The 12624-nt window shown below is 73.9% G+C and carries 11 protein-coding genes; 8 read left to right on the top strand and 3 right to left on the bottom strand.

Going from position 1 to position 12624, the window contains the following annotated elements:
* Window positions 1–48 precede the first annotated feature (48 nt).
* Window positions 49–1071, bottom strand: coding sequence for a hypothetical protein (locus tag OG702_RS13555; RefSeq protein WP_327289138.1), 1023 nt, complete (start codon window positions 1069–1071; stop codon window positions 49–51).
* 127 nt (window positions 1072–1198) lie between these two features.
* On the opposite strand from OG702_RS13555, the gene OG702_RS13550 reads away from it, so the two are divergent.
* Entirely contained in the window at window positions 1199–2461 is a 1263-nt protein-coding gene (locus OG702_RS13550; RefSeq protein ID WP_327289137.1) for a cell division protein PerM, read from the top strand.
* Window positions 2462–2726: 265 nt separating this feature from the next.
* On the opposite strand, the gene OG702_RS13545 is transcribed toward OG702_RS13550, so the two are convergent.
* Window positions 2727–3521 (bottom strand): hypothetical protein, encoded by a 795-nt coding sequence (locus OG702_RS13545; protein ID WP_327289136.1) that lies wholly within the window; start codon window positions 3519–3521, stop codon window positions 2727–2729.
* 284 nt (window positions 3522–3805) lie between these two features.
* Between OG702_RS13545 and purN the strand changes: the two genes are divergently transcribed.
* Window positions 3806–4444, top strand: a complete 639-nt coding sequence (gene purN / locus OG702_RS13540) for a phosphoribosylglycinamide formyltransferase (RefSeq protein ID WP_327289135.1) — start codon at window positions 3806–3808, stop codon at window positions 4442–4444.
* Complete coding sequence (gene purH / locus OG702_RS13535; protein WP_327289134.1) at window positions 4441–6036, top strand: bifunctional phosphoribosylaminoimidazolecarboxamide formyltransferase/IMP cyclohydrolase; 1596 nt, start codon at window positions 4441–4443, stop codon at window positions 6034–6036. Before purN ends, purH begins: the two co-directional genes overlap by 4 nt.
* Before the next feature lie 89 nt (window positions 6037–6125).
* Here the strand turns inward: purH and OG702_RS13530 are convergent, their stop codons facing one another.
* Window positions 6126–6788 carry an RDD family protein gene (locus OG702_RS13530; RefSeq protein ID WP_327289133.1) on the bottom strand — a complete coding sequence of 221 codons (663 nt, stop codon included), beginning with the start codon at window positions 6786–6788 and terminating at the stop codon, window positions 6126–6128.
* 142 nt (window positions 6789–6930) lie between these two features.
* On the opposite strand from OG702_RS13530, the gene OG702_RS13525 reads away from it, so the two are divergent.
* The 5 genes from OG702_RS13525 to OG702_RS13505 all read left to right on the top strand — a co-directional run bounded on the left by OG702_RS13525 (window position 6931) and on the right by OG702_RS13505 (window position 12620).
* A complete protein-coding gene (locus OG702_RS13525) occupies window positions 6931–7794 on the top strand; it encodes a bifunctional methylenetetrahydrofolate dehydrogenase/methenyltetrahydrofolate cyclohydrolase (RefSeq protein WP_327289132.1) in 864 nt (287 codons plus the stop codon).
* Window positions 7784–8182, top strand: coding sequence for a DUF3017 domain-containing protein (locus OG702_RS13520; protein WP_327289131.1), 399 nt, complete (start codon window positions 7784–7786; stop codon window positions 8180–8182). Before OG702_RS13525 ends, OG702_RS13520 begins: the two co-directional genes overlap by 11 nt.
* 504 nt (window positions 8183–8686) lie before the next feature.
* Window positions 8687–9505 (top strand): helix-turn-helix domain-containing protein, encoded by an 819-nt coding sequence (locus OG702_RS13515; protein WP_327289130.1) that lies wholly within the window; start codon window positions 8687–8689, stop codon window positions 9503–9505.
* Window positions 9506–9688: 183 nt separating this feature from the next.
* On the top strand, window positions 9689–10678 hold the full coding sequence (locus OG702_RS13510) for a malate dehydrogenase (RefSeq protein WP_327289129.1): 990 nt from the start codon (window positions 9689–9691) through the stop codon (window positions 10676–10678).
* Window positions 10679–10901: 223 nt separating this feature from the next.
* Window positions 10902–12620 (top strand): LCP family protein, encoded by a 1719-nt coding sequence (locus OG702_RS13505; RefSeq protein WP_327289128.1) that lies wholly within the window; start codon window positions 10902–10904, stop codon window positions 12618–12620.
* Window positions 12621–12624: the final 4 nt, after the last annotated feature.

The following is a 12624-nucleotide window of genomic DNA, read 5'->3' as shown; positions in this document are numbered from 1 at the left end:
GCCCGCCCCCGGGAAGGGGGCGGGCCCACGCCGTTCGCCGTCCTGCGGTCAGCCGCCGGTGGAGGGCTCGGTCTGGTGCCGGGCCGCGGGGCCGCGCAGGGGCGGTGCGCCGTGGTGCGGTCCGGCGATCATCCCGGCGGTGATGGCCAGCGCGACGCCCCCGGCCACGGCGAAGCCCGCGGCAGTACGCCGGAGCGACCGGCGCTCGCTCGCCTTGCGTACGCCCGACGGCGCCGGCTCCCCGCCGGGCGGGTCCGGCTCCGCGGCCAGCAGGGCGGCCAGTTGCGTGGCCGCGTCGCCGCCGTCGTAGTCGTCAGGTGCGGCGGCGGCCAGTTCCCGCCGGGCGCCGATGATCCGCGACGCGACGGCCGTCGTGCTCGCCTCGACCTCCGCGGCCGCCACCGCCAGGCTCAGCCCCAGCCCGTCGTGCAGCAGCAGCGCCCGCCGCCGCTCCGGGTGCAGCCGCACCAGCGCCTGCGGCAGCGTGACCGGTGCCGGGGCCTTGCGGCGGCGCCGCCGGGGGCGCCGCCATTTCTGGGAGCGCCGCCACGGCGCCAGCGCGTACGCGTGCGCGGCCGCGCGCACCCAGCCCACCGGGTCGCTGTCCCGCGCCACTTCCGGCCACTCCTGCCAGGCCCGGTCGAACCCCCGCCGTACGGCTCGCGCCGCCAGGGCGCGGTCCCCCGTCAGCACGGCGACCTGCCGCCGCAGGGCGGCGGCGCCGTGCAGGTAGAGGGCGTCGAAGGCCCCCTCGGCGTCGGCGGCGACCGCCAGGGGCTCGGCCGGTTCGGCCGGTTCGGTCCGGAGGACGGTGGCGGCGACCGGGTGGTAGACGATCCGCACGCGGAAGGGGCCGGGCTGGGGTGTGCTCGGGCGGGCAGGCGCGGGACCCGGTTTGCCCGGCCGGGCGGTCTTGGGGCCGGACGGGGAATCGGGCGGAGTGGTGGTCGGCTGACCCGCCGTCATGGGCGAGCCGGCCGCGGTCGGCAGCGGCGCCGTGGCCGCACCTGGCGCGGGGGCCTGGGTGGCCGCCTTGGACCGGGACTTGTGTGGCCGTTTGCGCCCGCTCACCGGTGAGCCTTTCATCCGACGGTCCGACAAAAGCACGTATACAGCACATCATGGGCGACACGACGATCAAACGCCCGCTGCGCGGGCGAAACGGGTGTTCTTGACACCATGGGGTGTCGTGACCCAAATGACGGAACAGCCACAGGCGTACGGCTCCGGCGCCGGGACCAGGAGCGGTCGGCTGGGCAACACCGCCCGCGCGTCGGCCGTCGCGGCCGGGGCGTCCGCGGCCGGGCTCGCACTCGCCGGGCTCGCCGCGGTCGTGCTGCTGCTCTGGGTCGTCTCGCCCTTCCCCGACAACGGGCTCGACGGCGCCCTGCACCTCGCCGGCGGCCTCTGGCTGCTCGCGCACGGCGCCGACCTGGTGCGCGACGGCACGCTCTCCGGGGTGCCGGCCCCCATCGGCGTCACGCCGCTGCTGCTCAGCGCGCTGCCCGCATGGCTGCTGCACCGGGGGACCGCGTCTGCGGTCGCGAGCGGCACGTACCGCTCCGCGGGGTGGGTGCTCGGCGGATACCTCGGTATCGCCGCGCCGGTCACCGTCTACACCGCGAGCGGCCCGCTGCGGGTCGACGTGGTCTCGGCGGCGGTGTGCGTACCGCTCTTCGCGGCGGCGGCGACCGCAGCGGGGGCGTGGTCGGGCAGCGGGCGGCCGCGGCTCGAACGGTACGCGCCATGGGGCGCGGACGCGGCCGTCGCGCTACGGGCCGGCGCCATGGCCACCGCCGTCCTCGTCGGGGGCGGCGCGCTCATCGGCGGCGCCGCGATCGCCTGGCACAACGGCGCCGCCGGTCACACGTACGCGCAGCTCAGTGCGTCGCTCGTCGGGCGTGTCGCCGTCCTGCTGCTCTGCGTCCTGCTGGTGCCGAACGTCGCGGTGTGGTCCGCCGCGTACGCCCTCGGGCCGGGGTTCGCCGTGGGCGCCGGGCACGTGGTCGCGCCCGGCGGCGTGTCCGCGCATCCGCTGCTGCCCCGCTTCCCGCTGCTGGCCGCGCTGCCCGCGGCGGGCGGCCACGGGGTGGGCTGGGCGGCCCTGGCGGTGCCGGCTGTCGCCGGGGGAGCGGTGGCCTTCTGCTGCGCACGCGCGGCGCTGGCGGTCAAGCGGACGGCGGTCGTCACAGCGGGTGCCTCCGCCGTGTGCGGCCTCGCCTTCGCGATCCTCGCGGTCGGGGCGGGCGGGCCCATGGGGGTGGGCGCGATGGCCTCCTTCGGGCCCACCTGGTGGCTCACGGCGGCGGCCGCCGCTGCCTGGCCCATGGTCCTGGCGGTACCGACCGCGACGCTCATCTCCTGGACCCGCACGAGGTCGCCTCGGGCGCCGGCCATCCCCCCGCCTCCGCCGTATCCGCCGATGCCGGCGCATCCCCCGGGGATCCCGTCCTCCCCCTGACCAACGTCTCGCCGCCGCACCCCTGGGGTTGCCCTCCGCGGCAGGCCTACCCCCGCAGGTGCCCACCGTCGCGGAGGTGGACGCGCCCGTCAGGGGCGCGGGGAACTGCGCGCCCAGCCCGAGCGGGGCCGCGGGTAGGCACGCCACGGCGAGTGGCACCTACCGAGGGGCGCGGGGAACTGCGCGACCGGCCCCCACCGGGCAGCAGGGCAGGCGCGCCAGCGCAAGGGGCACCCACCGTGGGGTGTGACGAGCCGGCCGCAGGCTATTGGCGGAGGGCCGGGACGCTTCGCAACGGCTCCGGGAGGAGCTTCTGGCAGGACTGCGACGCCGGCGTCGTCAGCGCGTCCTGCTTGCACGTGTAGTAATCGCGGTAGGCGAGATGCAGCGCGAAGGACGACGCGACGATCGCGATGGTCACCGCGCTGGTGATGATCCCGGTCCACGCCGCGGTCTTGAAGGACCGCTGCGCGTCCGGGCCCGGGGCCGGCGGGGTCGGGCGGGGGGTCTGCGTGGCGTCGGCGAGAGCGGACGCCGCGGTGGCGCGGGCCTCGGCACGGTCCTCCGGGGACATCCGCAGCGCGCTGATCCCCCAGTAGAGGGCGAGCGCCCCGAGCAGCAGGCCGACCTGGACCCAGCCGAGGACGGCGAAGATCAGTCCCCAGCCGCCGCAGACCAGCGCGTAGCGGGAGCGCCGCTGCGCGGGGTCGGTGGGGTCGAAGCGCGGGCCGGTGCCCTGCGGGCCGTTGGGGCCCTGGTCGGGGCGGCGGCCGTAGGGGTCGCGGCCGTCCTGCGGGCGGTTGCCCCACTGGCTGCCCCAGGCCTGGGGTGCTCCGGGCCGCCGTCCGGGTGGCGGGGGCGGCGGCGTACCGCCGTCCGGGGAGCCCGGGCCGGACGAGCCCGGATCCGTGCCGGGCGATCCCTCGGGCCGCCTGGGCGTCCAGGGCCGGTCCGGCGCCCCCTCGGGGGGCGGCGCAAACGGATTGTCCTGCTCCTGGTCGCCCTCGGGCGCGCGCAGCGCAAGACGATTACGGCCGCTGCTCATGATGTGATGCGCCATCCCCTTGGGCTCGACTCCTCAGTACCGGGCTCAACGCCGTCCTGCACCACAAGTCATACGTGACGCAGGTGTCGGATACATCACGTTCATCCGCGCGCAGCGCGCGCGAAGTCCCGTGCTCCCGCCAGACGCTACCTCGCGCGCGCTCCCCCGTCCCGTGGGGGCCGTGCGGAGTGCCGGTATCGTTGCTGACGGTCGGCGGTCTCGTAGGGTTCCCCGGAATCCGGCCAATCCCCGACTCGTACGATCATCCGAACGACGTCAGCGAGAGAAGAGCCCCGCCAGTGGTCGCCCGCACTCCCGCCCGCAGCACCCCGACCCGTCTGGTCGTCCTCGTCTCCGGCTCCGGCACGAATCTGCAGGCGCTGCTCGACGCCATCGACGCCGACCCCTCCTACGGTGCCAGGATCGTCGCGGTCGGCGCCGACCGCGAGGGCATCGCGGGCCTGGAGCGGGCCGCGCGCGCCGGGCTGCCGACCTTCGTGGTGAAGGTCGGCGACCACGCCGACCGGGCCGCCTGGGACGCGGCGCTGACCCGGGCCACGGCCGCGTACGAGCCCGACCTCGTCGTGTCGGCCGGCTTCATGAAGGTCGTCGGCAAGGACTTCCTGGCGGCCTTCGGCGGCCGGTTCCTCAACACCCACCCCGCACTGCTGCCGAGTTTCCCCGGGGCGCACGGCGTACGCGACGCGCTCGCGTACGGCGCGAAGGTCACCGGATGCACCGTCCACTTCGTCGACGACGGCGTCGACACCGGCCCGGTCATCGCCCAGGGCGTGGTCGAGGTCAGGGCGGACGACACGGAGGACGCGCTCCACGAGCGCATCAAGGACGTCGAGCGGCGGCTGCTGGTCGACGTCGTAGGGCGGCTGTCGCGCGACGGCTACCGCATCGAAGGACGAAAGGTACGGATTCCGGCATGAGCGCCGAAGACACCCGCGGCCAGGACCAGGACGGGCGCCAGGGCAAGCTGCCCTTCCGCCGCGCGCTGATCAGCGTCTACGACAAGACCGGTCTGGAGGAGCTGGCCCGCGGCCTGCACGAGGCGGGCGTGGAGCTGGTCTCGACCGGCTCGACGGCCGGCCGGATCGCCGCCGCGGGGCTGCCGGTGACCCCGGTCGAGGAGCTGACCGGCTTCCCCGAGTGCCTGGACGGCCGGGTGAAAACCCTGCACCCGCGGGTGCACGCCGGCATCCTGGCCGACCTGCGCCTGGAAGACCACCGCCGACAGCTCGACGAACTGGGCGTCGCGCCGTTCGAGCTGGTCGTGGTGAACCTCTACCCCTTCCGCGAGACCGTGGCGTCCGGCGCGAGCGACGACGAGTGCGTCGAGCAGATCGACATCGGCGGCCCCTCGATGGTGCGTGCCGCCGCCAAGAACCATCCGTCGGTCGCCGTGGTCACCAGCCCGGCCCGTTACGCCGACGTGCTGGCCGCGGCCAAGGCGGGCGGCTTCGACCTGCACACCCGCAAGCGGCTCGCGGCCGCGGCGTTCCAGCACACCGCCGCGTACGACGTGGCCGTGGCGTCCTGGTTCGTCGACGGCTACGCGGCCGACGAGGACAGCGCCTTCCCGGAGTTCGTCGGCGAGGTCTTCACCCGCCGCCAGACGCTGCGCTACGGCGAGAACCCGCACCAGCCCGCCGCGCTCTACGTCTCCGGCGACGGCGGCGGCCTGGCCGGCGCCGAGCAGCTGCACGGCAAGGAGATGTCCTACAACAACTACGTGGACACCGAGGCGGCCCGCCGGGCCGCCTACGACCACGAGGGCGTCTGCGTGGCGATCATCAAGCACGCCAACCCCTGCGGCATCGCCGTCGGTTCCGACGTCGCCGACGCGCACCGCAAGGCGCACGCGTGCGACCCGCTGTCCGCGTTCGGCGGGGTGATCGCCGTGAACCGGCCGGTGTCCGTCGCGATGGCCGAGCAGGTCGCCGACATCTTCACCGAGGTCATCGTCGCCCCGGACTACGAGGACGGCGCCGTCGAGGTGCTGGCCCGCAAGAAGAACATCCGGGTGCTGCGGGTCGCCACCGCGCCCGGCGCGGTCGCCGAGCACAAGCCCATCGAGGGCGGCATGCTGCTCCAGGTCAAGGACCGGCTGCAGGCCGAGGGCGACGACCCGGCGCATTGGACGCTGGCCACCGGCGAGCCGCTGCCCGCCGCCGAACTGGCCGAACTGGCCTTCGCCTGGCGCGCGTCGCGTGCCGTGAAGTCCAACGCGATCCTGCTGGCCAAGGACGGCGCCACCGTCGGCGTCGGCATGGGCCAGGTCAACCGGGTCGACTCGGCCAAGCTGGCGGTCGCCCGCGCGGGCGCCGACCGGGCGGCCGGCTCCTACGCCGCCTCCGACGCCTTCTTCCCCTTCCCCGACGGCTTCGAGGTGCTGGCCGAGGCCGGTGTGCGCGCGGTGGCGCAGCCCGGCGGCTCGATCCGCGACGAAGCGGTGATCGAGGCGGCGCGCACGGCCGGCGTGACGATGTACCTCACCGGCACCCGGCACTTCTTCCACTGACCCGCCGCCGCGGAGCCGTACACACCGAGGCCGTACCCGCACGGGGTACGGCCTCGGTGCGTGTCAGCGGCCCGCTCACCCCGGAACGCTCAGAACTGGTCCTTGATCACCACAGTGTGGACCATCTTGTCGGCCCAGGTCTGGTTCTTGCCGTCCCACAGCGGCCACAGGAAGCCGAGCAGGCACGGTATGGCGTCCAGGACGTGCAGCCAGCGGCGGCCGAACGCGCGGCCGAAGCCCAGCGCGGCACCGTCGGCCTCGCGCAGCAGCCGGATGCCGACGATCTTCTTGCCGGGTGTCTGTCCCGTCCTGCCCTCGCGGATGCTGAGGAAGACGAGCACGGCGAGGCCGAGGGCGGAACCGATCAGGACCAGCGTCAGCTGGGAGCCGGTCATGTGGGGCAGGTCGCAGTTCTGCGAGGAGATGCCCTGGTCGGTGCAGGCGGTCTTGGCGTCCTGCACCTTCTTGTTGTACGGAATGTTCCCGGCCAGGACCAGCCCGGTCGGCACCAGGTTGAACATCAGGAGGTCGAGCAGATACGCCCCCAGCCTGGCCCCCCAGCTCGCCAGCGGCGGCATCCCGGGCGGCAGCCCGCCGGGCGGCGGATAGGCACCGTACGGCGGCTGCTGCGGGTGGCCGTAACCCGGCTGCTGGCCGTAGTAGGGCTGCTGCGGGATGCCGGGCGGCTGCGGCTGGCCGTAGGGCTGCTGCGGCGGCTCGCCGTAGGGACTCGGGTCGGGTGGCTGACTCACGTGCGGATTCCTTAGCGAGCGGGAGGGACGGGACGGACCCGCCACATCGTCGGGCCCAGCGCAGTGGGGGCGCAAGGGTCAACGGTGCACAGGAAGCGGACGGATTGGTCCCGCACGGCATCGATCCGGGAGTATGGGTGCCATGACCGCCCAGATTCTCGATGGCAAGGCCACCGCCGCCGCGATCAAGTCCGAACTGACCGAGCGCGTCCAGGCGCTCCAGGCCCGCGGTGTCGCACCCGGCCTCGGCACCCTGCTGGTCGGCGACGACCCGGGCAGCAAGTGGTACGTCGCGGGCAAGCACCGCGACTGCGCGCAGGTCGGCATCGGCTCCATCCAGCGCGAACTGCCGGACACCGCGACGCAGGACGAGATCGAGGCGGTCGTCCGGGAACTCAACGACGACCCCGCCTGTACCGGCTACATCGTGCAGCTCCCGCTCCCCAAGGGCATCGACACCAACCGGGTGCTCGAACTCATGGACCCGGCCAAGGACGCGGACGGGCTGCATCCGACGAACCTCGGCCGCCTCGTCCTCGGCGTGCCGGCGCCGCTGCCCTGCACCCCCAACGGCATCGTCGAACTCCTGCGGCGCCACGGCGTCGCCATCAACGGCGCCCACGTCGTGGTCGTCGGCCGCGGCATCACGGTAGGCCGCTCCATCGGCCTGCTGCTCACCCGCAAGTCGGAGAACGCCACGGTCACGCTGTGCCACACCGGCACGCGCGACCTGTCCGCGCAGCTGCGGCAGGCCGACATCATCGTGGCGGCGGCGGGCGTGCCGCACATCGTCAAGCCCGAGGACGTCAAGCCGGGCGCCGCCGTCCTCGACGTCGGCGTGAGCCGCGACGAGCACGGCAAGATCGTCGGCGACGTCCACCCCGGAGTCGCCGAGGTCGCCGCCTGGCTCTCCCCGAACCCCGGCGGCGTCGGCCCCATGACCCGGGCGCTGCTGCTGCAGAACGTCGTGGAGACTGCGGAACGGGTCGCGGCCCATGTCCGGTGACCTCGGCCCCGGCGGCCGCCCCGCCGTGACCACCTCCACCGCCCGCCCGGAAGGCGGCGGCCGCGCCGCCTCGGGCGGCGCGCCCGCGCCCGCGCGCCAGTGGCCCATCATCGTGGTGATCGCCGGCGCGGTGATCGGCCTCATCACCACGGCCATCGGGGCGTTCCGCGCCGGCACGATCGTGGTCGGCGTCGCGCTCCTCCTCGGCGGGGCGCTGCGGTGGGGGATGCGCTCGGTGGGGATGCTGGCGGTGCGCAGCCGGTTCACTGACGTGATCACGTACGGGATCCTCGGCGTCGCCATCATCCTGCTGGCGCTGATGGCCCAGCCGGACCCGCTGATCCGGATCCCGTTCCTTGAGGACATCATCCACTTCTCGGTGCGGTGAGCCGCGGGATAGCTCCCCGCGGCGTCCCTCCGGGGGGTGGGGGGGTTGCCACTTGCGGTGGCGTCGCGTTCTTCCCCGCCGTCGTGGGCGCGCGCGCAGTTCCTCGCGCCCCTGCGGGGGTGCCACCTGCGGTGGGCCGCTGGCCGGCGGTGCGTCGTGGCTGGTCGCGCCGTTCCTCGCGCCCCTCGGGGGGTGCCACTTGCGGTGGCGTCGCGTTCTTCCCCGCCGTCGTGGTTGCCCGCGCCGTTCCTCGCGCCCCTGAGGGGTGCCCTCTTGCGCAGAGGGTGGGCGTTTTCAGGGGCGCGGGGAACTGCGGCCAGCCGAGGTGGCGGGAAAGAGGCGGCGCCACGGCAAGGGGCAATCACCTGCGCGGCCGGGTGTGGGCGGGGCATGGTTGTACCACAAGGGAACGCGGGTCGGAGTGAGTTGACGTGAAGAACATCCGTGCGGGCACGGATGTTCTACCGTGGCCCTGGGTATTCGGCGGGACACGAAGGGTTCGGTATGGGGCAGTGGGAGCCGCTGGCGGACCGAATCCCCCTGGACATGCGGCGCCTCGCGACGCAACTGCGGCGGATGAAGGACCGCAGCGGCCTGACCGTCCCCGCGCTCGCCGCGCGCACCGCGGAGTCCGCCGGCGCGTGGTCCGCCTACCTCACGGCGCGCAAAGTGCCGCCGCTCGCCGCCGTCGAGGTGCTGGCGCAGGCCAGTGGCGCGGACTACGACCGCGTCGGCGCCCTGTGGAAGCTCGCCGAGAAGGCGTCGGCCGGTACGGGTGACCGTGGCCGGGGCAAGCCCGTGCCGCAGCCGGACCCGCTCGACCCGCTCGGCGCGGAGGACGGCCTGCCCGCCCGCCGCAGGCGCTTCGCCCTGCTCGCCGCCGCCGCCGTGGTCGCGGTGGCCGCGCTGCTCACCGTCGTGCTGATGGGTACGGGCAGCGGCCGCACGCCCGACCGCGGCGCCGACCCCACCGGCGACAGCACCACCGCCACCGGCGCCCCGGTGCCGTCCGCGCCGCCCAGGGGCGGTGCCCCGGCGTCGGGCACCGGCGCTCCGGGGAAGGGCGGCGGTACGGCCGCGGGCAGCGGCGCCCCGGGCGGCACCGCGTCCGCGCCGCCGTCCACCGTGGCCCCGACCGCCTCCGCCGGCGCGCCGACCGCGGGCACGACGACCCCGGCGGCCGGGCCGCCACCCCCGTCGGTGCCCGGCGCCCCGACCACGCCGCCCACCGCGACCGCCACGCCCACGGCCACCGCCACGCCGAGCCCGGCGCACACCAGCCTCTGCCTGGGACTGATCGTGCTGGGTATCTGCATAGGCTGAATCCGGGCGGCAGCGCGGTGACGGCCGCCACACGACCGCGGTCCGACGGCGCGCGCGGCGCGCGATAGCCTGACGGGTGGCTCTCTTGACGACGAGAGATCCGCGTTCGGGGCCGCTCGGGCCACTGCCGTAGCGGCCACATCCCGCGACCGCAGCGACCGCAGCAAAGGCCAGGAGAAGGCAATGACTCGCACTCCCGTCAACGTCACCGTCACCGGAGCGGCCGGCCAGATCGGCTACGCGCTCCTCTTCCGCATCGCCTCGGGCCACCTGCTCGGCGCGGACGTGCCGGTGAAGCTCAGGCTGCTGGAGATCCCGCAGGGTCTCAAGGCGGCGGAGGGCACCGCCATGGAGCTCGACGACGCCGCCTTCCCGCTGCTGCGCGGCATCGACATCACCGACGACCCGAACGTCGCCTTCGACGGTGCGAACGTCGCGCTGCTGGTCGGCGCCCGCCCGCGCACCAAGGGCATGGAGCGCGGCGACCTGCTCTCGGCGAACGGCGGCATCTTCAAGCCGCAGGGCAAGGCCGTCAACGACCACGCGGCCGACGACATCAAGGTCCTGGTGGTCGGCAACCCGGCGAACACCAACGCGCTCATCGCGCAGTCCGCCGCCCCCGACGTCCCGGCCGAGCGCTTCACCGCGATGACCCGGCTGGACCACAACCGCGCGATCGGGCAGCTGGCGAAGAAGACCGGCGCGGCCGTCTCCGACATCAAGCGCCTCACGATCTGGGGCAACCACTCCGCCACGCAGTACCCGGACATCTTCCACGCCGAGGTCGCGGGCAAGAACGCCGCCGAGGTCGTCGCCGACGAGCAGTGGCTGGCCGACACGTTCATCCCGACCGTCGCCAAGCGCGGCGCGGCCATCATCGAGGCGCGCGGCGCCTCCTCGGCCGCCTCCGCCGCGTCCGCCGCCCTCGACCACGTCCACACCTGGGTCAACGGCACCGCCGACGGCGACTGGACCTCGATGGGCGTCGTCTCCGACGGCTCCTACGGCGTCCCGGCCGGCCTCATCTCGTCCTTCCCGGTCACCACGAAGGACGGCGCCTTCGAGATCGTCCAGGGCCTGGACATCAACGCCTTCTCGCGGGCGCGGATCGACGCGTCGGTGAAGGAGCTGGAGGAGGAGCGTGCCGCGGTACGCGAACTCGGCCTGATCTGACCGGTACGCGCCCGCGCGCCCGCGCGCCCGCGCACCCGCGCACCCGCGCACATCTGCGTCACGGCCCCGTCGCTGCCGGTCAGCGACGGGGCCGTCGCGTGGGCCGGACCGGGAAGGAAGATGTGAAAATCGTAAGCGCACTGCAACCTGAGTGACGTTTCGCAGGTCGTAGATGTCGGCCGCCCCAGTCCGACCTGGGCCCGACGTCGCAAGGAACCGACCCATGACCGAGTCCTCCCACGGATCACGCAGGCGCGACAGCGGCCGGCGGCGCTCCGGTGCACACAGCGCCGGCGCGGTCAGTACCGCCCCCGCCTCCGCTGCGGGGCAGGACCGTCCGCCGGGTGGCCGGGCCGCGGTCCGCAAGGGGCGCAAGAAGCGCGGCGGCCGGCGTGCCGTGAAGATCGTCGGCCTGGTCATGGGCTTCGTCATCCTGCTGGCGGGCGGCGCCGCCGGGTACGTGTACTGGAAGCTCAACAGCAACATCAAGTCCGACGACCTGTCGGCGAACGGCAAGGACGGCGCGGGCCACGAGAAGGCGGACGCCTTCGGGCGCACCCCGATCAACATCCTGGTGATCGGCTCGGACGGCCGTACGGACGCCGCGGACTGCAAGCTCGGCGGCGCCTGCACCACCGCGAACGGCCAGCGCGCCGACGTGGAGATGGTGGTGCACATATCCGCCGACCGCACCAACGCCACGGTGATGAGCGTGCCCCGCGACCTAAGGGCGGACTGGAGCGGCTGCCACGACAAGGGCCACGCGAGCATGGGACCGCAGCACGACGTGATGATCAACGCGGCCCTCGCCGGCGGCCCGGGATGCAGTGTCGTGGCCGTCCACGAACTCACCGGCATACCCATCGACCACTTCATGATGGTCGACTTCTCCGGCGTGGTGGACATGTCCAACGCGGTCGGCGGCGTCAACGTCTGCGTCTCCGCAAACGTGTACGACCCCTACAGCCACCTCAAGCTCAAGAAGGGCGCGCACGTCCTCCAGGGCCAGGCGGCCCTGCAGTTCCTGCGCACCCGGCACGGCTTCGGCGACTCCAGCGACAGCCGCGGCCGGACGTTCGGCCAGCACATCTTCCTCACCGCGCTGCTCAACAAGCTCAAGGACCAGGGCACGCTGACCAGCCCGGGCAAGATGTGGAAGATCGCCAACGCGGCGACCAGGGCGCTGACCGTCGACAACTCGCTGGACTCCGCCACGAAGCTGATCGGTCTCGGCACCGACCTCAACAAGGTGCCGACCAACCGGATCACCTTCGCCACCCTGCAGACCGCCGACGCCAAGGTGAACGGCGCCTACGAGACCCACCTGGTCAACCCGGGCGCGACCACGCTGTTCAAGACCATCGCGCAGGACCAGTCCCTGACCACGGCCCACGGCGGCAAGACGGCGCCCTCCGCCACCCCCACGGTCCCGCCGTCGTCCATCGCGGTGCAGGTCCACAACGGTACGACGGTCACCGGCCGGGCCGCGGCGATAGCCGCGGAGCTGGTCGACCGCGGCTTCAGCAAGCAGACCACCTCGGGTGACGGCCCGTCGTCCACGAAGACCTCCCTGACCTACCCGGCGGGGCAGCAGGCGCAGGCGCAGAGCGTCGCCAAGGCGCTGGGCCTGCCGTCGGCGGCCGTCAAGCAGTCCGCCTCCGCCACGGGCATCGTCCTGCTGCTCGGCGCGGACTGGCCGACCGGCACGACCTTCCCCGGCGGGAAGGTGGCCGCGTCCGCCGCAGACCAGAAGTCAGCGCTGAACGGGGCGAATTCGCAGCTGGGCAGCGACAAGGGCGAGTGCGCGCCGGTGAGCAAGTTCGACGACGTGATAGGCGTCGACGCGTCCGGCCACGTCACCACCAAGTCCAACCCCCCGCACTCCACCTCCCCGACCCACGCCTACGCCATCTCCCCCAACGTCAAGGACTCGGCCCCTTAGCCTT

This window comes from Streptomyces sp. NBC_01198 (genome assembly GCF_036010485.1).
GTDB lineage: Bacteria > Actinomycetota > Actinomycetes > Streptomycetales > Streptomycetaceae > Actinacidiphila.
The sequence above is the reverse complement of the archived record's forward strand: the minus strand, read 5'-3'. Positions and strand labels throughout refer to the sequence as shown.

What these genes read in the sequence shown, in the direction of transcription:
- OG702_RS13550 (WP_327289137.1), top strand. Translation starts at nt 1,199, where the DNA reads ATGACGGAACAGCCACAGGCGTACGGCTCCGGCGCCGGGACCAGGAGC.
- OG702_RS13545 (WP_327289136.1), bottom strand. Translation starts at nt 3,521, where the DNA reads ATGGCGCATCACATCATGAGCAGCGGCCGTAATCGTCTTGCGCTGCGC.
- purH (WP_327289134.1), top strand. Translation starts at nt 4,441, where the DNA reads ATGAGCGCCGAAGACACCCGCGGCCAGGACCAGGACGGGCGCCAGGGC.
- OG702_RS13525 (WP_327289132.1), top strand. Translation starts at nt 6,931, where the DNA reads ATGACCGCCCAGATTCTCGATGGCAAGGCCACCGCCGCCGCGATCAAG.
- OG702_RS13520 (WP_327289131.1), top strand. Translation starts at nt 7,784, where the DNA reads ATGTCCGGTGACCTCGGCCCCGGCGGCCGCCCCGCCGTGACCACCTCC.
- OG702_RS13515 (WP_327289130.1), top strand. Translation starts at nt 8,687, where the DNA reads ATGGGGCAGTGGGAGCCGCTGGCGGACCGAATCCCCCTGGACATGCGG.
- OG702_RS13510 (WP_327289129.1), top strand. Translation starts at nt 9,689, where the DNA reads ATGACTCGCACTCCCGTCAACGTCACCGTCACCGGAGCGGCCGGCCAG.
- OG702_RS13505 (WP_327289128.1), top strand. Translation starts at nt 10,902, where the DNA reads ATGACCGAGTCCTCCCACGGATCACGCAGGCGCGACAGCGGCCGGCGG.